At 61.8% G+C, this 20764-nt stretch carries 20 protein-coding genes; 15 read left to right on the top strand and 5 right to left on the bottom strand.

Features of this window, described 5'->3' with window-relative positions; translation table 11 throughout:
* Positions 1 to 31 precede the first annotated feature (31 nt).
* From nagB to nagC, 3 genes are read left to right on the top strand one after another with little or no spacing between them, the layout of a single operon-like run.
* Complete coding sequence (nagB, locus tag ACW5W7_RS12960) at positions 32 to 832, top strand: glucosamine-6-phosphate deaminase (RefSeq protein WP_349921590.1); 801 nt, start codon at positions 32 to 34, stop codon at positions 830 to 832.
* 9 nt (positions 833 to 841) lie between these two features.
* Positions 842 to 1987 (top strand): N-acetylglucosamine-6-phosphate deacetylase, encoded by a 1146-nt coding sequence (gene nagA, locus ACW5W7_RS12955; protein ID WP_456501984.1) that lies wholly within the window; start codon positions 842 to 844, stop codon positions 1985 to 1987.
* 4 nt (positions 1988 to 1991) lie between these two features.
* Positions 1992 to 3206 (top strand): DNA-binding transcriptional regulator NagC, encoded by a 1215-nt coding sequence (gene nagC / locus ACW5W7_RS12950; protein ID WP_349921588.1) that lies wholly within the window; start codon positions 1992 to 1994, stop codon positions 3204 to 3206.
* Between the two features lie 78 nt (positions 3207 to 3284).
* Here the strand turns inward: nagC and ACW5W7_RS12945 are convergent, their stop codons facing one another.
* From ACW5W7_RS12945 to aspS, 4 genes are all read right to left on the bottom strand, one after another.
* A complete protein-coding gene (locus ACW5W7_RS12945) occupies positions 3285 to 3494 on the bottom strand; it encodes a hypothetical protein (RefSeq protein WP_456501983.1) in 210 nt (69 codons plus the stop codon).
* 26 nt (positions 3495 to 3520) lie between these two features.
* Entirely contained in the window at positions 3521 to 5137 is a 1617-nt protein-coding gene (locus ACW5W7_RS12940; RefSeq protein WP_456501982.1) for a phosphoethanolamine transferase, read from the bottom strand.
* Positions 5138 to 5373: 236 nt separating this feature from the next.
* The gene (locus ACW5W7_RS12935) at positions 5374 to 6114 is read right to left on the bottom strand and encodes a YebC/PmpR family DNA-binding transcriptional regulator (RefSeq protein ID WP_434666708.1); all 741 of its coding nucleotides are present in this window, start codon (positions 6112 to 6114) and stop codon (positions 5374 to 5376) included.
* 74 nt (positions 6115 to 6188) lie between these two features.
* Entirely contained in the window at positions 6189 to 7973 is a 1785-nt protein-coding gene (gene aspS / locus ACW5W7_RS12930; RefSeq protein ID WP_456501981.1) for an aspartate--tRNA ligase, read from the bottom strand.
* A 413-nt stretch (positions 7974 to 8386) separates the two neighbouring features.
* On the opposite strand from aspS, the gene ACW5W7_RS12925 reads away from it, so the two are divergent.
* The 8 genes from ACW5W7_RS12925 to ACW5W7_RS12890 all read left to right on the top strand — a co-directional run bounded on the left by ACW5W7_RS12925 (position 8387) and on the right by ACW5W7_RS12890 (position 16453).
* Complete coding sequence (locus ACW5W7_RS12925; RefSeq protein WP_456501980.1) at positions 8387 to 9247, top strand: DUF72 domain-containing protein; 861 nt, start codon at positions 8387 to 8389, stop codon at positions 9245 to 9247.
* Between the two features lie 326 nt (positions 9248 to 9573).
* On the top strand, positions 9574 to 10311 hold the full coding sequence (cmoA, locus tag ACW5W7_RS12920) for a carboxy-S-adenosyl-L-methionine synthase CmoA (RefSeq protein ID WP_456501979.1): 738 nt from the start codon (positions 9574 to 9576) through the stop codon (positions 10309 to 10311).
* Positions 10312 to 10314: 3 nt separating this feature from the next.
* On the top strand, positions 10315 to 11292 hold the full coding sequence (gene cmoB, locus ACW5W7_RS12915) for a tRNA 5-methoxyuridine(34)/uridine 5-oxyacetic acid(34) synthase CmoB (RefSeq protein WP_456501978.1): 978 nt from the start codon (positions 10315 to 10317) through the stop codon (positions 11290 to 11292).
* 52 nt (positions 11293 to 11344) lie between these two features.
* The gene (locus ACW5W7_RS12910) at positions 11345 to 12133 is read left to right on the top strand and encodes an ATP-dependent zinc protease family protein (RefSeq protein WP_456501977.1); all 789 of its coding nucleotides are present in this window, start codon (positions 11345 to 11347) and stop codon (positions 12131 to 12133) included.
* Positions 12134 to 12136: 3 nt separating this feature from the next.
* A complete protein-coding gene (locus tag ACW5W7_RS12905; RefSeq protein WP_456501976.1) occupies positions 12137 to 13675 on the top strand; it encodes an inactive transglutaminase family protein in 1539 nt (512 codons plus the stop codon).
* 3 nt (positions 13676 to 13678) lie between these two features.
* Positions 13679 to 14644 carry an alpha-L-glutamate ligase-like protein gene (locus ACW5W7_RS12900; protein ID WP_349921580.1) on the top strand — a complete coding sequence of 322 codons (966 nt, stop codon included), beginning with the start codon at positions 13679 to 13681 and terminating at the stop codon, positions 14642 to 14644.
* Between the two features lie 303 nt (positions 14645 to 14947).
* Complete coding sequence (locus ACW5W7_RS12895) at positions 14948 to 15868, top strand: LysR substrate-binding domain-containing protein (protein ID WP_434666695.1); 921 nt, start codon at positions 14948 to 14950, stop codon at positions 15866 to 15868.
* A 129-nt stretch (positions 15869 to 15997) separates the two neighbouring features.
* Positions 15998 to 16453, top strand: a complete 456-nt coding sequence (locus tag ACW5W7_RS12890) for a C40 family peptidase (RefSeq protein ID WP_456501975.1) — start codon at positions 15998 to 16000, stop codon at positions 16451 to 16453.
* A 49-nt stretch (positions 16454 to 16502) separates the two neighbouring features.
* Here the strand turns inward: ACW5W7_RS12890 and ACW5W7_RS12885 are convergent, their stop codons facing one another.
* Complete coding sequence (locus ACW5W7_RS12885; RefSeq protein WP_456501974.1) at positions 16503 to 16796, bottom strand: hypothetical protein; 294 nt, start codon at positions 16794 to 16796, stop codon at positions 16503 to 16505.
* 211 nt (positions 16797 to 17007) lie between these two features.
* Here ACW5W7_RS12885 and ACW5W7_RS12880 point away from each other — a divergent pair, with 211 nt between their 5' ends.
* From ACW5W7_RS12880 to ACW5W7_RS12865, 4 genes are read left to right on the top strand one after another with little or no spacing between them, the layout of a single operon-like run.
* Positions 17008 to 18441: a coniferyl aldehyde dehydrogenase gene (locus ACW5W7_RS12880; RefSeq protein ID WP_456501973.1), complete on the top strand. Its 1434-nt coding sequence runs from the start codon at positions 17008 to 17010 to the stop codon at positions 18439 to 18441.
* An 8-nt stretch (positions 18442 to 18449) separates the two neighbouring features.
* The gene (locus ACW5W7_RS12875; protein WP_456501972.1) at positions 18450 to 19028 is read left to right on the top strand and encodes a TetR/AcrR family transcriptional regulator; all 579 of its coding nucleotides are present in this window, start codon (positions 18450 to 18452) and stop codon (positions 19026 to 19028) included.
* Positions 19018 to 19521: an SCP2 sterol-binding domain-containing protein gene (locus tag ACW5W7_RS12870; protein ID WP_456501971.1), complete on the top strand. Its 504-nt coding sequence runs from the start codon at positions 19018 to 19020 to the stop codon at positions 19519 to 19521. The genes ACW5W7_RS12875 and ACW5W7_RS12870 overlap by 11 nt, the downstream gene beginning before the upstream one ends.
* A 54-nt stretch (positions 19522 to 19575) precedes the next feature.
* The gene (locus ACW5W7_RS12865) at positions 19576 to 20760 is read left to right on the top strand and encodes an iron-containing alcohol dehydrogenase (RefSeq protein WP_456501970.1); all 1185 of its coding nucleotides are present in this window, start codon (positions 19576 to 19578) and stop codon (positions 20758 to 20760) included.
* Positions 20761 to 20764 lie beyond the last annotated feature (4 nt).

The following is a 20764-nucleotide window of genomic DNA, read 5'->3' as shown; positions in this document are numbered from 1 at the left end:
AGACTGCCGCAACCCGTACAGAGGTATAGAAATGCGCCTGATCCCGTTGAAGTCAGCCAGCCAAGTGGGTCTCTGGTCTGCCCGTTATATCGTTGACCGCATCAATGCGTTCAAGCCCACCAGCGACCGCCCCTTTGTACTGGGTCTGCCCACCGGCGGTACCCCGCTGGCAACCTACAAGCGTCTGATCGAGCTGTACCAGGCCGGTGAAGTGAGCTTCGAGCACGTGGTCACCTTCAACATGGACGAATACGTGGGCCTGCCGAAGGAGCATCCCGAGAGCTACCACAGCTTCATGCACAACAACTTCTTCAACCACGTGAACATCCGTCCGGAAAACATCAACATCCTCAACGGCAATGCGCCGGATCTGGTGGCCGAGTGCCAGCGTTACGAGGACAAGATCAAATCCTACGGCAAGATCAACCTGTTCATGGGTGGCGTCGGCAACGACGGTCACATCGCCTTCAACGAGCCGGCCTCCTCCCTGGCCTCCCGTACCCGGGTCAAGACCCTGACCGAAGATACCCGCATCGCCAACTCCCGCTTCTTTGGCGGCGACATGGATCAGGTGCCCAAGCTGGCGCTGACCGTGGGCGTGGGCACCCTGATGGATGCCGAAGAGATCCTGATCCTGGTGATCGGTCACGCCAAGGCCCAGGCCCTGCAGGCCACGGTCGAGGGCAGCGTCAACCACATGTGGACCATCTCCACCCTGCAGCTGCATCCGAAAGGCATCGTCGTGTGTGACGAACCCTCTACCATGGAGCTGAAGGTCAAGACAGTGCGCTACTTCCAACAACTGGAAGTCGACAACATCAAGCACCTGTAAGGAGTCCCCATGTACGCACTGACTAATTGCACCCTCTACACCGGCAGCTGCGTGCTGACCGGTCATGGCGTCCTCATCGATGGCGACAGCATCGTCGCCATCCTGCGCCAGGACGAGTTGCCTGCCGGTGTCAAACAGCATGATCTGCAGGGTGCCAACCTCAGCGCCGGCTTCATCGACGTCCAGCTCAACGGCTGCGGCGGCGTCATGTTCAACGGTCACATCACCACCGAGACCCTGGCCATCATGCAGGCGGCCAACCTCAAGTCCGGTACCACCAGCTTCCTGCCGACCCTGATCACCAGTCCGGACGCGGACATGAAGCAGGCGGTGGCGGTGACCCGCGACTACATGGCCGCCCACCCGAACGAGGTGCTCGGCGTCCATCTGGAAGGGCCTTACACCAACCTCAAGCGCAAGGGGATCCACCCGGCCGAGCAGATCCGCCAGCCTGCCGACGAGATGATCGACTTCTTCTGCGCCAACAGCGATGCCATCGCCAAGATCACCTTGGCACCGGAGCGCAACAAGCCGGAACACATCCGTCGCCTGGTCGAGGCCGGCATTCTGGTCTCCGCCGGCCACACTGCCGCCAACTACGAGCAGGCCATGGCCGGGTTCGACAACGGTATCCAGTTCGCCACCCACCTCTACAACGCCATGACCCCCACCGTGAACGGGCGCGAGCCCGGCGTGGTCGGTGCCATCTATGATCGCAAGGATGTCTATGCCGGCATCATCGTCGATGGCCACCATGTGCACTGGGCCAACGTACGCCTGGCGCACAAGATACTGGGGGAGAAGCTGGTGCTGGTCACCGACGCGACCGCCGCGGCCGGTGCGCCGGAAGGCTTTGAGAAATTTGATTTTTGTGGGGCAACCGTCTATTTCCGCGATGGTCAGTGCATCGACGAGAATGGTACACTCGGCGGTTCTGCCCTCACCATGATCGAAGGGGTGGAGAATCTGGTCAAACAGGTCGGTTTACCGCTCGATGAAGCACTGAGAATGGCCACCCTTTACCCCGCTCGCGCCATTGGATGGGACTCACGTCTCGGTAGTATCCAGGTCGGAAAAATTGCCAACCTCACCGTCTTTGATCAGGCCTTCGCGGTCTGCGGGACCGTGGTTAACGGACACTACACACAACAGTGACACTATGACTGGCGGACAAATAGCAAACGTAGATCTTATCAAGCAGGTGAACAGTGCGGTCGTCTATCGGCTCATTGACCTGCAAGGGCCCATCTCCCGGGTCAAGATTGCCGAATTGAGTCAGCTGGCCCCGGCCAGCGTGACCAAGATAACCCGGCAATTGATCGAGCATGGGCTGATCAGGGAGACCTCACCGCAGGCCTCCACCGGCGGACGGCGCGCCATCTCCCTGACCACCATCAAGCATCGCTTTCAGTTTGTCTCCGCCAAGCTGGGCCGCGGCTATCTGCAGCTGAGCCTCTATGACCTCGACGGCAAGGAGCTCGATCAACACGTCACCCAGGTGACCGAGATCGAGCAACAACCCGTGGTCGACATGCTGCTGCGGGAGATTGGCGCCTTCATCGATGCCAACACGGATCGCAGCCGCAACCTCATCAGTGTCGCCCTCACCATGCCGGGGCTGGTCAACCCGGAATCCGGCATGGTCATCTATACCCCGACCTACCAGATCCGCAATCTGGGTCTGGCCAAGTTGCTGGAACACCACTTCAACCTGCCCTGCTACGTGGGCAACGACACCCGTTCCCTCGCGCTCGCCGAGCACTTCTTCGGCGAATCCCGCGACTGCATGGACTCCATCCTGGTGAGCGTTCACCAGGGGGCGGGCTCGGGCATCATCACCAAGGGCAAGGTGTTCCTCGGTCAGAACCGCAACGTCGGCGAAATCGGTCACATCCAGGTCGAACCGCTTGGCAAGCGCTGCCACTGCGGCAACTTCGGTTGCCTCGAGACCATCGCCTCCAACGAGGCCATCGTCGACAAGGTCAAGGAACTCATCAGCCGCGGCCACCTGAGCTCGCTGCAGGAAAAGCACATCACCATTGCCGAGGTGTGCAAGGCCGCCGTGGCGGGGGATGAACTCGCTCGCAGCGTGATCGAGAACGTGGGGGAACATCTGGGCCGAGCCATCGCCATCACGGTCAACCTGTTCAATCCGCAGAAGGTGCTGATCGCCGGCGAAATCACCGCCGCCGAAGAGATCCTGATCCCGGCCATCCGTCGATGCGTCGAGCATCAATCCCTGCCGAGCTTCCACCGTGGTCTGCCCATCGTGAAAGCGCGCTTCCAGAACCAACCCACCATAGGTGGCTTCGCCCTGGTCAAGCGCTCCCTGCTGGAGGGTGATCTCTTGCAGATCATCATGGAGCAGAAGTAGCTTCCCCTACCCCATCAAACAATAAAGGCAGCCTCGGCTGCCTTTATTGCATTTAACCTCGCCAATCATCTACCAATATCAAATTAAGTGGCCAAAGCTGCTGAACAGGATGCATTTCATCTCTTCCCCGAGATTTCCCGGCCCGAAGGTGGCCATCCAGGCAATTGACGCCGCCACGGTCACCGCGATCCGAGCCCGCAGCAGGCACACCCGGCGCGCCAGCCCGAAGGCCGCCCGCACCCGGCGGTGACTCTTGCCCATAAAAAATGGCAGCCCCTTGGCTGCCATTTTGGTACATGTCGCCTGTTCAGGCATCACGCCCGGCAAGGTTTGAACATGTCCAGCGCCCCGTCATACACCTTGGTCTGCACATCCATGATGCCGAGCATGGAGTGGAACAGGTTGTCGTGGGAGAAGCGCCTGGTGGCGGCCTCCTGGCGCAGGCAATCCTGGTTCAGCTGGCGATCCTGCTGCAACTGGGGGGAGAACCAGGTCAGCAGGGGCACCCGGGTCTGATCATCCGGCGCAAACTTGTAGGGGGTGCCGTGCAGATAGAGGCCCAGGGCACCGAGGGATTCCCCGTGATCCGACAGATAGATCAGGCCTACGTTGTAGCTGCTCTCCAGGGTCTTGAGTTTGGCGATGAGCTGGGCCAGCACCTTGTCGGTGTAACGGATGGTGTTGTCATAGGTATTCACCAGCTCCTCGTTGCTGCAGTTCTCGATGTCGCTGCGCGGGCAGTCCGGCAGGAAGAAGCGATCCTCGGCCGGGTAGCGGCGATAGTAGGTCGGGCCATGGCTGCCCATCAGGTGGAAGGCCACTACCTTGTTGCCTTCCTTCATGTCGGCGATCTGCTTGTCCAGCCCCTGCAGCAGCACGGCGTCGTAGCAGGAGCCACCCTTGCAGAAATCGGGGTACTGCTTGGGTTCGATTTCTATGGTGGGCACGTTCTTGCACACGTCCTTGCAGCCGCCGTCGTTCTCCTTCCACAACACGGAAACACCGGCGTGTTGCAGCACGTCCAGCAAGCCGTCCCGGGACTTGGCCAGCGTCTCGTCATAGCTGCGCCGGGTCAGGTTGGAGAACATGCAGGGCACGGAGACCGCGGTGGCGGTGCCGCAGGAGCGCACATCCTTGAAGGAGACGACCTCGGACTCCTTCGCGGTGAAGCCGTTGGTCTCTTTCTCGTAGCCATTGAGGGAGTAGTTCTTGCTGCGCGCCGTCTCCCCCACCACCAGGAACATCAGGGTCGGCTTGTCGCGCTTGCCCGCTATCTTGGCATCCGTCCCTATCTGCTCGTACGGGATGGGCGTCGCGAAGACGATGTCACGGAAGTAGCGATAGACCCCGCGCACATAGTTGGAGGGCACTATCTCCTTGACGATGGTGTGATTGTTGCGGCCCACCGAGGCGTAATCCTGGTAGTAGAGCGCCGCGACCCCACCGAGGAACAGCAGCGAGAGGGCGATGCTGCCAAGGCGCATGCCAAGCCCCTTGTACCAGGGGCTGGGGTAGTCAATCTTGATGGCCAGCAGGCAGATCACCGGCAACACGCCGGTCAGCAGGAACCAGAGCGCCACCGAGGCATTGAGGTAGGAGGTCGCCTCCCCCCTGTTGGTCTCGATGATGTTCTGCACCATGCCCACATCGAAGATGACGCCGTATTTCAGCATGGCGTAGCTGGCGATGGAGCCGGTCAGGATCATCAGGGTGAAAAAGGGCTTGAGCACATATTTGAAGGTAAACGGCAAAAAGACCGCATTGAGGGCCGCCATCAGCACGAAGGGGATGGAGAGCGCGAAGCCCGCCTTGACATGCTCCAGTGCGGTGAGGATCCGATAAAAGTGCAGGAAGATGGGCCAGTTGAACACCAGTGCAAACAGCAGCACCAGCAACAGGTTGACCTTCATCACGCCGAGGGTGAAACGCATAACGATACTCCGACAAGCCAGTAAATCTGAAGCCCTTCAAGGGGCGTTGGGCACGCCTGTCACCTGTCTCTCATCCCGAGCAGACAAAGGTGACGGGCAGAGCAGCCCGGATACTGGACAAGCCTAGGGAGGCAGACTTAAGCGGAAATTAAGGCGGTAGAAGATTGAGTCCTGATTACATTTTCAAGACAAAAAAAACGGCAGCCGATGGCTGCCGTTTTAATCAGGATGCGGGATCAGAGGGTCGCCGCGACCTCGTCGGAGATGGAACCGTTGTGGTACACCTCCTGCACATCGTCCAGATCTTCGAGCATGTCGATGAGACGCATCAGCTTGGGGGCGGTCTCCGCGTCCAGCTCCGCCTCGGTGGAGGGGATCATGGTCACTTCCGCGCTCTCGGGCTTGAAGCCGGCGGCTTCCAGACCGTCCAGCACGGTACCGAAGTCGTTCGGGCTGGTGTAGACCTCGATGGAACCATCTTCTTCGGTGACCACGTCATCGGCCCCCGCTTCCAGGGCGGCATCCATCAGGGCATCTTCATCGACGCCCACGAAGGTCAGCAGACCCTTCTTGCTGAACAGGTAGGCAACGGAGCCATCGGTGCCCAGGTTGCCGCCGCACTTGCTGAAGGCGTGACGCACTTCGGCCACGGTGCGGTTGCGGTTGTCGGTCAGGCACTCCACCATGACGGCAGAGCCCGCCGGGCCGTAGCCCTCGTAAACGATGGTTTCGAGCTGCTCGCCGTCACCGCCACCGGCCCCACGGGCGATGGCGCGGTTGATGGTGTCACGGGTCATGTTGCCGGTCAGGGCGGCGGCCACGGCCGCGCGCAGACGCGGGTTGTTGGCGGGATCCGCATCACCCAGACGGGCGGCCGTGGTGATTTCACGGATCAGCTTGGTGAAGATCTTGCCGCGCTTGGCGTCTTGCGCCGCCTTGCGGTGTTTGATGTTGGCCCACTTGCTGTGACCTGCCATAAAAACTCTCCGTTATACTTATAAATCAATCAGATACATGGAAATAATCGGGCCGCAAGTGCGGCCCGAACAAGTTATTCAGCCCCTTCGGCCTTGGCATCTGCCTTGGCGACGGTGGCAATGGCCAGCTCGGTCAGCTGAGCCTGGTTGGCGAAGCTCGGGGCATCGGTCATCAGGCAGGCTGCCGCCGTGGTTTTCGGGAAGGCGATGACGTCACGGATGTTGTCGGTGCCGGTCAGCAGCATACTCAGGCGGTCCAGGCCGAAGGCCAGGCCGGCATGGGGCGGGGTGCCGTATTTCAGGGCATCCAGCAGGAAGCCGAACTTCAGGCGCTGCTCGTCCGGGGCGATCCCCAGGATGTCGAACACGGTGGACTGCATCTCGCTGTTGTGGATACGAACGGAGCCGCCACCCACTTCGTAGCCATTGATCACCATGTCGTAGGCGTTGGCATAGGCACTGACCGGATTGGCCTTCAGCTCGGCCGGGCTCAGCTTGCTCGGTGCGGTGAAGGGGTGGTGCATGGCTGCCAGACCGCCTTCGCCATCTTCCTCGAACATGGGGAAGTCGATGACCCAGAGCGGTTTCCAGACGTTCTCCACCAGGCCCAGATCGCGACCCACCTTCAGGCGCAGGGCACCCATGGCGTCACAGACCACCTTCTTGCTGTCGGCGCCGAAGAAGATGATGTCGCCATTGGCGGCACCGGTACGGGCCAGGATCTCGCGCACGATGGCGTCGGAGAGGAACTTGGCCACCGGGGACTGCACGCCTTCGAGGCCGTTCGCGGCGTCGTTGACCTTCATCCAGGCCAGGCCCTTGGCACCATAGATGCCGACGAACTTGGTGTATTCGTCGATCTGCTTGCGAGAGAGCTCGGCGCCGCCCGGCACCTTCAGAGCCGCCACACGGCCTTTCGGATCCTTGGCGGGACCGGCGAACACGGCAAACTCCACCTCGGCCAGCAGATCGGCCACGTCCACCAGCTCCATGGGCAGGCGAAGATCCGGCTTGTCGGAGCCGAAGCGGCGCATGGCCTCATCGAAGGTCATCACCGGGAAGTTGCCGAGATCCACGGCCAGCACGTGTTGCCACAGCTGGCGGATCATCTCTTCCATCAGCTCGCGCACTTGCGGCGCGGTCATGAAGGAGGTCTCCACGTCGATCTGGGTGAATTCAGGCTGACGGTCGGCACGCAAGTCTTCGTCGCGGAAGCACTTGACGATCTGGTAGTAACGGTCGAAGCCGGACATCATCAGCAACTGCTTGAACAGCTGCGGAGACTGGGGCAGCGCGTAGAACTTGCCCTTGTGGACGCGGCTCGGCACCAGGTAGTCGCGCGCCCCTTCCGGGGTTGCCTTGGTCAGCATGGGGGTCTCGATGTCGAGGAAGCCCTGCTCGTCCATGAAGCGACGCACGAAGGCGCTGGCCTTGGCACGGGTCTTCAGGTACTTGGCCATCTCGGGACGGCGCAGATCCAGGTAGCGGTACTTGAGGCTGACCTCTTCGCTGTTGACCTGGTTGAAGTCGATGGGCAGGGGTTCGGAGCGGTTGATGATGGTCAACTCGTGGGCGAACACCTCGATGGCACCGGTGGCCATCTCCTTGTTGCGCTGGGACTCGGGACGAGTGCGCACCACGCCGGTCACCTGGATGCAGAATTCACCGCGCAGTTCAGAGGCCAGGGCGAAGGCATCCGGCTTGTCCGGATCGAAGAACACTTGCACGATCCCTTCCCGGTCACGCATGTCGATAAAGATCAGACCACCGAGATCACGACGACGATGGACCCAACCGCACAATGTAATGGTCTGCCCTGCATGGGCCTCATTGACCTGTCCGCAATAGATAGAGCGCATGGACTTCTTCCTTCGAAATAGTAGAGAGACGGTTTGGGTCGCCGGGCACGACTGGCAAGCACCGTCTGTCTCATAGCTGGCCAGATTCGGATTCTTACCCGGTTTGAAATCAGTCTCATATCATCCGGCTCCCCCGAGCCGGATCAGTACTGCCGAGCATACGCGAGCACACTCCCCGTTGGGGTCTGCGATGGCATCGGCAGCGTCGTGCCTGCTCAATTCGTGGGCGCCATCATGCTCCCCCTGGGGACATGTGCGCATGAGTCACAACGAATTGGCAAACAAAAGGGCTGGCATTATAGAGGAAAACCCCCATTTGGGTAAAATAGCCCGCAGCCACCTTTGCCCTGTTTTTTCTTGTCCTGGCGCAAAAACAGGGACGAAATGAGACAAACCTGCAGACAGGATCCCTTATGAGCCTCTATCTGGGCCTGCCCCAATGGTCCCATCCGGCCTGGCCCGGCCAACTGCTGGGCCTCCATGCCAGGCCCGCCGAGCACCTTGCCGACTACGCCCGGGTGTTCAATACCGTGGAAGGCAACACCACCTTCTACGCCCTGCCGACACCTGACACGGTGCGGCGCTGGGCCGATGCGGTGCCCGCGCACTTTCGTTTCGGTTTCAAGTTCCCGCAGACCATCAGCCACCAGAGCGATCTGGTGAGTGTGGACAAGGAGGTGACGAGCTTTATTCGCCTGCTGGAACCCCTGCACCCCAAGCTCGGGCTGCTCAAGCTGCAACTGCCCGCCCGCTTCGGCCCCGCCGGCCTGACGCGCCTCGCGGAATTCTTCCGCCGTCTGCCGCAAGACTTCACCTATGCCCTCGAGGTGCGCCACCCGGATTTTTTCGCCAAGGGTGAGGCAGAGCGCGCCCTGAACCGGCTATTGATGGAGCAGGGCATCAACCGCATCATGCTTGATTCCCGGCCGCTCTTCTCGGTGCCCGCCACGATCGCGGCAAAGAGTGCGGCCATGGTGGATGCCCAGGGCAAGAAGCCGAGGCTCCCGGTGCACCTGCTCGCCACCGCCCGGGCGCCCGTGGTGCGCCTGATCGGCCTGCCGGATCCGGCGGCCAATCACCCTTTCCTGCCACCCTGGCTGCCCCGCTGGCAACAGTGGCTGGCAGAGGGCAAGGATCTCTACCTCTTCATCCATACCGCCGACAATGCCGAGGCACCGGTACTGGCTCGCCAGATCAGCCAGTTGCTCGGTCAGGAGATGGCGCCCTGGCCGGGGGAAAACGATCGCGCCCGCCAGGGAGAACTCCACTTCTAATACATCCCTTCATTCCCCACCCACAGGGGGTAAAAAAAGCCGATTTTTTGTGGCGCCAAGGGGTGCGCCGTCAAGACAAACGCCAGCCAATCCACTACACTAGCGCCCCATACAACAGGGCCAGCCCTCCGTTTCTTGCAACAGTGTGCAACAATCGGTCTGGTCTCACGAAGGGCCAGGATGATGGCCCGTTGCGAACGGAAGCGGCGCCAGGGATCCCAAGGCCGCGACTCCGTCCGTCAACCGGTGATGACGCCGGAGCGTCGCGCCAACACCCCATTGAATAACACAGCCGGGTTCTGTCCCGACTGTCAGGTTGCGCCAACATGCACGATCAGATTTTTGCCGCCCCCATCGCCCGCCTGGGGGATTTTTGTTTTGACGAGCAGGTCGTCGATGTCTTCCCCGACATGATCCAGCGCTCGGTACCGGGCTACAGCAACATCATCTCCGCCATCGGCATGATGGCCGCCCGCTACGCCCAGCCAGACAGCCGTCTCTATGATCTCGGCTGCTCCCTCGGGGCCGCCACCCAGGCCATGCGCCGCAACCTGACCCAGTCCGGTTGCACCATCACCGCCGTCGATCTCTCCCACCCCATGATAGAACGGGCCCGCGCCCACCTCTCCGGTTTCAAATCCGAGGTGCCGGTGACGCTCATCGAGGCGGATATCTGCGACATCGCCATCGAGAATGCCTCCGTGGTGGTGCTCAACTTTACCCTGCAGTTCGTCGACCCCGAGAAACGGGCCGCGCTTATCCAGCGCATTCATGATGGTCTGCGCCCCGGCGGCATCCTGATCCTGAGCGAGAAATTCCGCTTCGAGGATGCCCAGGTCAGTGAATTGCTCATCGACCTGCATCTCGACTTCAAGCGAGCCAACGGTTACAGCGAGCTGGAGATAAGCCAGAAGCGCACCGCCCTCGAAAACGTGATGCGCACCGATACCCTGGCCATTCATCAGGCCCGCCTGCACGAGGCCGGTTTCGTCCATCAGGATCTCTGGTTCCAGTGCTTCAACTTCGGTTCCATGATTGCCATCAAAGCCAGCGACGCCAACTAAGCCATGATCGACTTTGCCAATTTTTATCAACTCATTGCCAAGAACCGGCTGAGCCACTGGCTGCACACCCTGCCCGCCCAGTTGCACGTCTGGCAGCACGACAACCTGCACGGGGATCTGCCGCGCTGGAATCGTGCCCTCAACAAGTTGTCCGCCATCGCCCCCGGCCACATCGAACTGCGTGACAGGGTCGCGATCGGGGATGAGCACAGCCTGAGCGAAGGGGAGCGCAAGAAGACCGAGAGCCTGCTGCGCCAATTCATGCCCTGGCGCAAGGGGCCCTTCCATGTCCACGGCATCCACATCGATACCGAATGGCGATCCGACTGGAAATGGCAGCGGGTACTGCCACATATCAGCCCGTTGGCAGGGCGTTATGTGCTTGACGTGGGCTGTGGCAGTGGTTATCACCTGTGGCGCATGGTCGGCGAAGGCGCCAGACTCGCGGTCGGCATCGATCCCAGCCCCCTGTTCCTGTGCCAGTTCGAGGCCATCCGCCACTTCACGGGGGGGGATCAGCGCGCCCACCTGCTGCCGCTCGGCATCCAGGAGCTGCCGGAGCTGCGGGCGTTCGACACCGTCTTCTCCATGGGGGTGCTCTATCACCGCAAGTCCCCCATCGAGCACATCGAGCAGCTGCGCAACCAGTTGAAGGATGATGGTGAGCTGGTGCTGGAGACCCTGGTGATCGACGGCGGCGTCAATGACGTCCTGGTGCCGACCGATCGCTACGGCAAGATGCGCAACGTCTGGTTCATCCCCTCGAGCGCGGCCCTCAAACTCTGGGTCGAGCGCTGTGGATTCAAGGATGTGCGGATCGTGGACGAGAATATGACCAGCACCGACGAACAGCGTCGTACCGACTGGATGATCAATGAATCCCTGAGCGACTACCTGGATCCCGCCGATCCGGCGCTCACGGTAGAAGGATATCCGGCACCCAAACGTGCCGTACTGATTGCCAGAAAGGCCAAAGACTAGCCGATGGCGCCTGTGGAAGTTACACTGACCCAATTCCAGGAAGCACAGTTAAATGAATGACATGAAAAGCAAATTAAAAGGAATGACCCTGCTCTCCCTGCTCAGCCTTGGCGGGTGTGTCAGTATGGAGAAAGCACCGCCGGTTCCGACCCTGACGCTGGCCGATCTTCGCACCGAGATAAGCCTCAGCGAACAGCGCCTGCAGACCGCCATGGAACAGCAACAGAAACAGTATGTGCAGCAGCAGCACCTGCTGGTTCAGCTCAACACCGATGTCACCAACATGAAAGAGTCCGTGAATAAAGTCGACAGCAAACTGGCGACATTGCCGCCAGAGCCGCCCAAGGCCATGCCCATCCCGACCGAGAAGTGCCCGGCCCCGAGCCAGGGTCACACCGTCGATGGCAAGCTGCTGGTGGGTGAAGCGGAGTGGATCTGGGTCGATGCGGCCAACGACGCCTTCCAGGCGCGGGTCGATACCGGCGCCACCACCTCCTCCATCAGCGCCCAGGAGATCACCATCTTCGAGCGCAACGGCAAGAACTGGGTGCGCTTCTTCCTGAGCCACCAGGAGATGGATGACAAGATCCAGATTGAAGCGCCCCTGGTGCGTCACGTCCGGGTGCGTCAGGCCTCCGCCGATGACCTCGACCGTCGTCCCGTGGTGCGCCTCGCCGTGCGTATCGGCGACATGACCGAGAAGGCCGAATTTACCCTGAAAGATCGCAGCGACATGACTTTCCCCGTGCTGCTGGGCCGTGAATTCCTCAAAGACATCGCCGTGGTCGATGTGGCCCGCGAATATATCCAACCCAAACCCAAGCTCAAGGATGTGAAATAATCCATGGTCTCCCGCAAGCCGTTCTATCTGCTGGTTGCCCTGCTGTACATTGTCGGCCTGGGTATGACTATCTATCACCATGCCGCGTTGGATGTCCCGCTGACGCCCGGTGAAAAACGTCAGATCTGGTCCATCGAAGCCAAGCTGGAATTCGAGGCCACCGGCGAGCCGGTCATCGCCTCCCTCGCCATCCCGGGCACCCAGCCCGGCTTCACCCTGATGAATGAAAACGCCGCGAGCCCGGGCTACGGCCTGTCGTTCGTCGAGAAGGACGGAGACGCCCGCGCCGAGTGGTCCATCCGCACCGCCTCCGGCCGTCAGGAGCTCTACTACCGGGTCGACATGATGGCGGACGCCCATGCCAAGCCGGCCGCCAATCCCCAGCCCCCTACCATCGAGAAGCAGATCGAGAGTGAGCCTTATGCCACCGCGATGAAGCAGATCCTGGAGCGGGCGCAGGAGCGTTCTGCCGACGGTTACACCCTGACCCGCGAGATCATCAAGGAGATCGAGAAGCAGGAGCAGAACGCCGAGCTGTTGAAATCCCACAAGACCCGCGCCAATCTCATCGCCGAGCTGCTCAACAACGCCGATGTCCCGGCCCGGGTGGTGCATGCGCTGAATCTGGAAGATGGCCGTCGCCGTCAGGAGCTGGTGGACTACCTGCAGGTGTTCAACAGCCCGACCGACTACAAGCTGTTCAACCCGCAAACCGGCGAGCAGGGCCATCCGGCCAACCTGCTGCTGTGGGAATACAATTCCGGCGCCCTGCTGGACGTGACCGGCGGTCACAACTCCCGCGTCACCTTCTCGATGATCGAGCAGGAGCAGCCGGTGAACGTGGCGCTGGCGCAGAAGTTTGAAAAATCCGAGATGATGAACTTCTCCATCCACAGCCTGCCGCTGGAAGAGCAAGCCCTGTTCAAGGGGCTGCTGCTGATCCCCATCGGCGTGCTGATGGTGGTGTTCCTGCGGGTCATCGTGGGTATCAAGACCTCGGGGACCTTCATGCCGGTGCTGATCGCGGTGGCCTTCATCCAGACCTCCCTCATCACGGGTCTGGTGGGCTTCCTGCTCATCGTCGGCACCGGCCTCATCATCCGGTCCTATCTGTCGCGGCTCAACCTGCTGCTGGTGGCCCGAATATCGGCGATCATCATCATGGTGATCTCGATGATCGGCATCTTCTCCGCGCTGGCCTTCAAACTGGGGCTGACCGATGGCATGAAGATCACCTTCTTCCCGATGATCATCCTCTCCTGGACCATCGAACGGATGTCCATCCTGTGGGAAGAAGAGGGTCCGAAAGAGGTGGTACGCCAGGGTGGCGGCTCCCTGCTGGTAGCGGTCATCGCCTACCTGGCCATGGATAACGAGCTCATTCGTCACCTGACCTTCAACTTCCTCGGCCTGCAGCTGGTGCTGATGGCGACCGTGCTGCTGATGGGTAACTACACCGGCTACAAGCTGAGCGAGCTCAAGCGCTTCAAGCCGCTGGTCGACGAGATGAAGTCCGGCGGTACCCCGGGTAAGGACAAGTAACAGATGTGGTTCTGGCAGAAATACACCAGTCCGTGGAGCCTGTCCCAGGCAGGCATCCTCGGCATGAACAAGCGCAACCACTCCTACATCAGCCGCTACAACCCGCGCAGTCTCTACCCGCTGGTGGATGACAAGCTCAAGACCAAGCGCATCGCGCTGGATGCGGGAGTGACGGTGCCCGAGCTCATCGGCACCATCCGCGAGCAGCACGATGTGGGCCGGATCACCGCGCTGGTCAAGGAGTGGCCGGGCTTCTGCATCAAGCCGGCCCGCGGCTCGGGGGGCAAGGGGATCCTGGTGATCCTGCGCCAGGAAGACGGCCTCTTCTACAAGCCAAACGGCAGCGCCAGCAATGGCCAGGATCTGGAGCGTCATGTTTCCAACATCCTGGCAGGGCTCTATTCGCTGGGCGGCAAGCCCGACGTGGCGCTGGTGGAAGGCCTCATCAACTTCGATGACGTGTTCGACGGCTACTCGTTTGAAGGGGTGCCCGATGCCCGGGTGATCATCTTCAAGGGCTTCCCGGTGATGGCCATGATGCGCCTCTCCACCTCGGCCTCCGACGGCAAGGCGAACCTGCACCAGGGCGCCGTGGGGGTGGGTCTGTGCCTGCGTACCGGCCGTGCCCTGCGGGCGGTACAGTTTGGCAGCCCCCTGCGTCACCACCCGGATACCGGCCTCGATCTCTACGATCTCAAGGTGCCCCACTGGGATACCCTGCTGACACTGGCCGCCTCCTGCTACGAGATGTCGGGCCTTGGCTACATCGGCACCGACATGGTGCTCGACAAGTTCCGCGGCCCCATGCTGCTGGAGCTCAACGCCCGTCCCGGCCTTGCCATCCAGATCGCCAACGGCCGCGGCCTGGTGCCCAACCTCAAGACCATCGAGAAGCTGGGTCAGGTCAAGATGACGGTGGATCAGCGGGTCAACTTCGCCAAGGATCACTTCGGGATCTTCGACGAGTAGTCAGGATGCTGCCCCTCACAAAAACGCGCCCATAGGCGCGTTTTTTTATGGTTTCCCGCCATGAGCAGGCGGGGATGCACCTCTGATGCGGATCCCCATCACATCCCCTCGCCTGGGCGCTTCAACGGCACAAGCGAAGAAGATAAGCTGCCAGAGCCCCTGCGTCTGCCCGCCACGGCGGCTCTGCCAGGGATGCGCTTCACGCCCTGCCTGCAACCAGATTGGCGCCTAATCCCGGCGACAAACCCGTTTGCCGATGGTAGATTAATTAAATCAAATAGATAGCAACTATCGGGTTTCTTTATGCAACGTTGGCCCAGCCTGAAACAGCTGCAATATCTGGTCGCTCTGGATGAGCACAAGAACTTCAATCGCGCCGCCAAGGCCTGCCATGTCAGCCAGTCCACCTTGAGTACCGGGATCCAGACCCTGGAGGACATGATGGGACTGCAACTGGTGGAGCGGGATCACAAGAGCTTCATCATGACGCCGGTCGGCATGGAGATCGTCACCCGCGCCCGCCACCTGCTCTCCGACGCCCGGGATCTGATGGAACTCGGCCAGCAGCAGGGCGGGGTCATGCACGGCACGGTGCGCCTCGGCTGCATTCCCACCATAGCCCCCTTCCTGCTGAGCAAGCTGTTGCAGGTGTGCGGCAAGGCCTATCCGGAGCTGGAGCTGCTGCTGCGGGAGGACACGACCACCAATTTGCTTAAGCAACTGGAACAGGGGCAGCTGGATCTGCTGATCCTGGCGCTGCCGGTCGAGATCGGCGGTTTCCACAGCAAGGTGGTGGGTATGGATCCCTTCCACATGGTGATGCCCTCCCACATGGCGGCGGGTCTGCACATGCCGTTCGATTACAAGGAGCTGCCCAACCAGAGCATCTTCCTGCTGGAGCGGGAACATTGCCTCACCGAGCATGCGGTCAGTGCCTGCCGGCTGCGGGACAAGAGCAAGATCAACCCCTTCGCCGCCACCAGCCTGCACACCCTGGTGCAGATGGTCGGGGCTGGCCTTGGCACCACCTTCCTGCCCCAGATGGCCATAGATGCCGGCATCCTGGACAACTCGGATCTGGTGGCCATTCCCCTGCCAGGGGAGAAGCCCTATCGGGAAATCGGTCTGGTGTGGCGCCCCAGCACCACCCGGGTACAGACCTTCTACAAGCTGTCGGAGCTGCTGACACCGTTGATCGCCCCCGCCAGGGAGAAAACCGAGTAGGAATGGGCTGAATGGCAGCTTGCCGCTAGCAAAATATCTGCACAATGCAGCACTTTATGCTATCGATATTCAGGTTACAGGCAGAATCACGCGGCTATGATGAGTCTCGTATCCCATGAAGGAGTCTGGATGCTTCGCACCTCGCTGCTACCTCCCCTCTTGGCCTTGCTGCTGACGGCCTGCTCCAGCACGCCGGAGCCACAACCCGCGGCTCCTCGTCAGAGCGGAGCCTTCGACGGCTTCTATCAGCAGTGGCGCGGCGTTCCCTATCGTATGGGGGGCGAGGATCGCGCCGGTCTCGACTGCTCCGCCTTCACCCAGCTCGCCTACAGCCAGGTGCTGGGATTCAACCTGCCCAGAACCACGGAATCCCAGGCCAGCCTGGGTCGACCGGTGGATCGCTACCGCCTGCAATACGGCGATCTGGTGTTCTTCAAGACCGGCTGGCAGCAGTATCACGTCGGTGTCTACACCGGGGCGGGGGAGTTCATCCACGCCTCCACCAGCAAGGGGGTGATCCGCTCCCGTCTCGACAACGTCTACTGGAACAGTCGCTACTGGCAGGCCCGTCGCCTCACCCAGTAACGGCACCAAAAAACAGGGCCCGCCGGGCCCTGTTTTTTTATCGATCGATTCAGTGCTTGCGGTGCCAGCGGGGCGAGGTGGCGCGCTCTCCCCAGGGAGTCGTGCAAGGCAGCAGGGCCCCCTCTATCACCCCGTCGTTGCCCGCCAGCGCCTCGGCAATCCTCTGATGCAGCGCCCCCAGCAGGCACCCCTCCTGCCCGGCGAGTGAGTGACCGGCGGCGAAATATTCCCGCTGATGTTTCAGCGCCAGCTTCTGGGCAAACTCGTAGGTATTGAAACTCTCGGGCATGCGTTCAATCACATCGTCGAGCCTGCTCAACAGGCTGTGCAGTTCCTTGGTCATCGCTGCTCTCCATAAAAATAGACACCACAAAACTACCCACTATTGGATATAAACCCAATCCGTGCGCCCAAAAACTGTGGCTCAGGACACAGTTCCCGCCTCCCATTCCTCCCTCCGACAGCATGAACGCCATCGGATGTTTACAAAATATCAACATCAGGGTAGATTCAGACCGACTAATCAGTCGGCTATTTTTCGAACGGAGCCTTTCATGGAAGCCACACCGCTGCAGTCCACAGAGACCGACAAATTTGCCCTGCCAGATCGGCTGCTTCGCCTCAAACAGGCCTATCAGACCGAGCCCATGCCGAATCTGGATAGCCGCAAGGATCAGTTGCTGCGACTCAAGCAAGCCCTGCTCTCCCACAAGCAGAGGCTCTGCCAGGCCCTGACCCGCGACTATGGCCAGCGCAGTGCCCATGACTCCTTGATCGCCGACATCCTGCCCTGCGTCATGCAGATCAACTACTGCCACAAGCGCCTTCGCCGCTGGATGAGACCGGAGCGTCGCCACGCCGGCCTGCTGCTGGCGCCGGCCTCCATCGAAGTGCACTATCAGCCCCTCGGCGTGGTGGGCATCATGGTGCCCTGGAACTTCCCGGTGATGCTGAGCCTCGGCCCCCTCATCAGCGCCATCGCCGCCGGCAACCGGGCCATGCTCAAGCTCTCCGAGTTCACCCCCCACACCAATGCCGCCCTGCGCGCCCTGCTGGCCGAGGTGTTCGATGAGAACCAGGTGTGCGTCATCGAGGGGGATGCCGAAGTGGCCGCTGCCTTCAGCACCCTGCCCTTCGATCACCTGTTGTTCACCGGCTCGACCGCCGTGGGGAGACAGGTGATGGCGGCAGCGGCACCTCAGCTCACGCCGCTGACTCTGGAACTGGGAGGCAAGAGTCCCTGTCTCATCGCCCCCGACATGCCCATGGCCCTGGCGGTGGAGCGGATGATCTTTGGCAAGAGTCTCAACGCCGGCCAGATCTGCGTGGCCCCCGACTATGTGCTGCTGCCTCGCGGCCAGGAGCAGGCCTTCATCGATGCCTATCGAGACCACTTCGGCCGCCTCTACCCCAAGGGGGTGGTGAGTCCGGACTATGGCGCCATCATCAACGAGCGCCAGTATCAACGGCTCACCGCCTGGCTGGCGGAAGCCGAGCAGGCGGGCGCCCAGTTGCACCCCTGTGCCTCACCGGCCAGGGATGATACCAGCCGGCGGCTGGCCCCCCATCTGCTGACCGAGGTGCCCGAGCACTGCCAGCTGATGCAGCAGGAGATCTTCGGCCCCCTGCTGCCCCTCATCCCCTACGATGAGCTGGACGAGGCCCAGGCTTATGTCGCCGCCCGCCCCCGTCCGCTGGCCTTCTATCTGATGACCCTGGATCCGGCGCTGCAAGCCCGCGTCATTGGGGAAACCCATGCCGGTGGCATGGCCATCAACGAGAGCCTGTTCCAGGTGGCGGCGGACGATGCCCCCTTTGGCGGCATCGGCCCCTCCGGCATGGGCCACTATCATGGCCGCGAGGGATTCCTCACCTTCTCCAAGGCCAAAACCGTGCTGCGCCGGGGCAAGTTCAACCCGGGCACCCTGGTTCACCCCCCTTATGGTCGCTGGTATCAGCGGCTGATGATGGCCCTGTTTCTGCGCTAGGAGCTCCCATGACCGACAAACGCCGCCAGATCCTGGAAGCCGCTCTCACCCTGTGCGCAGAAGATGGCCTGCAGGGGGCCGCGACCGCCCGCATCGCCAAGGCCGCCGGTGTCGCCAACGGCACCCTGTTTCACCATTTTCCGAGCAAGGAGGTGCTGATCCAGCAGCTTTATCAGGACATCAAACAGCGTCTCGGCGCCGCCATCAGCGAGGCGGACCCGGCTCTGACGCTGAAGGAGCAGGTTCGCCACTACTGGGGCCAGGCCATGGTCTGGATGATCGAACATCCATATGAGCTCAAGTTCGTGCTGGATTTCTTCCACTCTCCCCTGCTGGCTCGCCCATTGCGCAGCCAGATCTTGAGCGACACCCTGCGCTTCCTGCCCCAGCTGCTGGCCCAGGGCCAGGCCAGCGGAGCGCTGCACCCCGTGCCGCCCGAATTGATGCTGGAGGTATGCCAGAGCCAGTTTCTCGCCTGCGCCTCCCTCTTCGTCGACAAGCCGGCACTTGGGCAAGATGCCGACTGGCAAGAAGGCGCCTTCACCCTGTTCTGGTCCACCATCGCAAGGAGCCCCCATGACACTTGAACACCTGCGCCAAACTGGCCACCGCCTCTGGAATCTCAGCCTGCTCTGGGTACTGGGGCGAACCCTGTGCCGGGCCGCCCGCATCGATGAGTCGGTGCGCCGCGAGCTCTCCCCCCTGGCCGACGGCACCTGCATCCGGCTGGAGATCAGCGGCTACCGGCACGGGCTCGACCTGTACAAGCAGGACGGCCGCTGGCACTGCGGCGCCCCTGCCCAGGCTGCGCCGCATCCGCTGCGGGTACGCTTCAAGCACCCGGCCATCGCCTTTCGGGCCCTAAGCTTTCGCCTCGGGATCAACCAGGCCTTCTGCGAGAACCGGTTGCAGGTGGAGGGGGATCTCACCACCGCCATGCACCTGGTGCGGGCCATCGAGCAACTGCAGGCCCTGATCCTGCCCGCCTTCATCGCCAGGCCCCTGATGCGCCACTATCCGGCCCCCGCCAGCAAGGGCGTGCGGGCAGGTCGCATCTATCTGGGGCTGCTGACGGGCTGACCTCGGCCTCTTTCATACCGATCTTTCAATCACTCGCACACAGGGAGTCTCGCGATGAGCCGATACTACGATTTCTTCTGCCCGGTCAAACTGCTGGCAGGGGAGCAGGCGCTGGAGCAAGTTGCCAGCGAATTGATGGCACTGGGGGCGAGCCGCCCCCTGCTGCTCACCGACAAGGGGGTCAGTGGCAGCGGCCTGGCGACCCTGGTACAGGAGATGCTGGCCGAGGGAGGCCTGCCGGCGGTGGCCTGCTGGGACGAGATCCCGGCCGATTCCTCCACCGCCGTGGTAGAGCAGATAGCCGTGCGCTATCGCACCCTCGACTGTGACAGCCTGGTGGCCCTGGGGGGTGGCTCCGTCATCGATACCGCCAAGGCGGTCAACATCCTCGCCACTCTGGGCGGCAACAACCTGATGGATCATGCCGGTGCCGGCAGCCTCACCCGCCCGCTCAATCCTCTGGCCGTGATACCGACCACGGCGGGCACCGGTTCGGAGGTGACCTTGGTGGCGGTGATCCGGGACGAGCACAGCGGTCGCAAGGTGCCCTTCACCTCCCCCTTCCTGCTGCCTCAGCTGGCGGTGCTGGATCCGCGCCTCACCCAGGGGCTGCCCCTGCCCATCACGGCCGCCACCGCCATGGATGCCATGACCCATGCCATCGAATCCTTCATCGGCAACGGCAAGAATCCGGTGAGTGACGCCCTGGCTCTGGGGGCTGTGGAGAAGATAGCGAACGCCCTGCCGAAAGTATTGGGCTCCCCGCAGGACAAGGGGCTGCGGCTGCAACTGGCGGAAGGGTCGACTCTGGCGGGCATGGCGTTTTCCAACTCCATGGTGGGGCTGGTGCATGCCCTCGGTCACAGCCTGGGGGCCCGCTGTCATCTGCCTCATGGCCTGTGCATGAACCTCTTCCTGCCCGCCGTGCTCGACTACAACAGGCCCCAGATCGATGAGGAGCTCGCCCGCCTGCTGCTGCCGCTGGCGGGGGCCGAGCGCTTCGCCGCCACGCCTCCCTCCCTGCGGCCACAGGCCACCCTGGATGCCATCAATAGCCTGCGAGACACGCTGTGGGAGGCAGTGCGCCTGCCGCGCACTCTGGCGGAGGCCGGGGTGACAGACCGCGCCCTGCTGGAGGAGATACGGGATCTCGCCATCAACGACGGGGCCCTGCTCTATAACCGCAAGGATGCCGACAGGGAGCAGTTGCTGGCCCTGCTGGAGCGGGTGTGGGAGTAGTGGG

It is taken from the genome of Aeromonas intestinalis, assembly GCF_054052485.1.
Note: the sequence above shows the minus strand (reverse complement) of the source record. Positions and strands in the feature narration are given on the sequence as shown.

What these genes read in the sequence shown, in the direction of transcription:
- nagC (WP_349921588.1), top strand. Translation starts at nt 1,992, where the DNA reads ATGACTGGCGGACAAATAGCAAACGTAGATCTTATCAAGCAGGTGAAC.
- aspS (WP_456501981.1), bottom strand. Translation starts at nt 7,973, where the DNA reads ATGCGCTCTATCTATTGCGGACAGGTCAATGAGGCCCATGCAGGGCAG.
- ACW5W7_RS12885 (WP_456501974.1), bottom strand. Translation starts at nt 16,796, where the DNA reads ATGACCAAGGAACTGCACAGCCTGTTGAGCAGGCTCGACGATGTGATT.
- ACW5W7_RS12900 (WP_349921580.1), top strand. Translation starts at nt 13,679, where the DNA reads ATGTGGTTCTGGCAGAAATACACCAGTCCGTGGAGCCTGTCCCAGGCA.
- ACW5W7_RS12935 (WP_434666708.1), bottom strand. Translation starts at nt 6,114, where the DNA reads ATGGCAGGTCACAGCAAGTGGGCCAACATCAAACACCGCAAGGCGGCG.
- cmoA (WP_456501979.1), top strand. Translation starts at nt 9,574, where the DNA reads ATGCACGATCAGATTTTTGCCGCCCCCATCGCCCGCCTGGGGGATTTT.
- ACW5W7_RS12945 (WP_456501983.1), bottom strand. Translation starts at nt 3,494, where the DNA reads ATGGCAGCCAAGGGGCTGCCATTTTTTATGGGCAAGAGTCACCGCCGG.
- ACW5W7_RS12880 (WP_456501973.1), top strand. Translation starts at nt 17,008, where the DNA reads ATGGAAGCCACACCGCTGCAGTCCACAGAGACCGACAAATTTGCCCTG.
- ACW5W7_RS12875 (WP_456501972.1), top strand. Translation starts at nt 18,450, where the DNA reads ATGACCGACAAACGCCGCCAGATCCTGGAAGCCGCTCTCACCCTGTGC.
- nagA (WP_456501984.1), top strand. Translation starts at nt 842, where the DNA reads ATGTACGCACTGACTAATTGCACCCTCTACACCGGCAGCTGCGTGCTG.
- ACW5W7_RS12910 (WP_456501977.1), top strand. Translation starts at nt 11,345, where the DNA reads ATGAATGACATGAAAAGCAAATTAAAAGGAATGACCCTGCTCTCCCTG.
- ACW5W7_RS12925 (WP_456501980.1), top strand. Translation starts at nt 8,387, where the DNA reads ATGAGCCTCTATCTGGGCCTGCCCCAATGGTCCCATCCGGCCTGGCCC.
- ACW5W7_RS12940 (WP_456501982.1), bottom strand. Translation starts at nt 5,137, where the DNA reads ATGCGTTTCACCCTCGGCGTGATGAAGGTCAACCTGTTGCTGGTGCTG.
- ACW5W7_RS12905 (WP_456501976.1), top strand. Translation starts at nt 12,137, where the DNA reads ATGGTCTCCCGCAAGCCGTTCTATCTGCTGGTTGCCCTGCTGTACATT.
- cmoB (WP_456501978.1), top strand. Translation starts at nt 10,315, where the DNA reads ATGATCGACTTTGCCAATTTTTATCAACTCATTGCCAAGAACCGGCTG.
- ACW5W7_RS12890 (WP_456501975.1), top strand. Translation starts at nt 15,998, where the DNA reads ATGCTTCGCACCTCGCTGCTACCTCCCCTCTTGGCCTTGCTGCTGACG.
- nagB (WP_349921590.1), top strand. Translation starts at nt 32, where the DNA reads ATGCGCCTGATCCCGTTGAAGTCAGCCAGCCAAGTGGGTCTCTGGTCT.
- ACW5W7_RS12870 (WP_456501971.1), top strand. Translation starts at nt 19,018, where the DNA reads ATGACACTTGAACACCTGCGCCAAACTGGCCACCGCCTCTGGAATCTC.
- ACW5W7_RS12895 (WP_434666695.1), top strand. Translation starts at nt 14,948, where the DNA reads ATGCAACGTTGGCCCAGCCTGAAACAGCTGCAATATCTGGTCGCTCTG.
- ACW5W7_RS12865 (WP_456501970.1), top strand. Translation starts at nt 19,576, where the DNA reads ATGAGCCGATACTACGATTTCTTCTGCCCGGTCAAACTGCTGGCAGGG.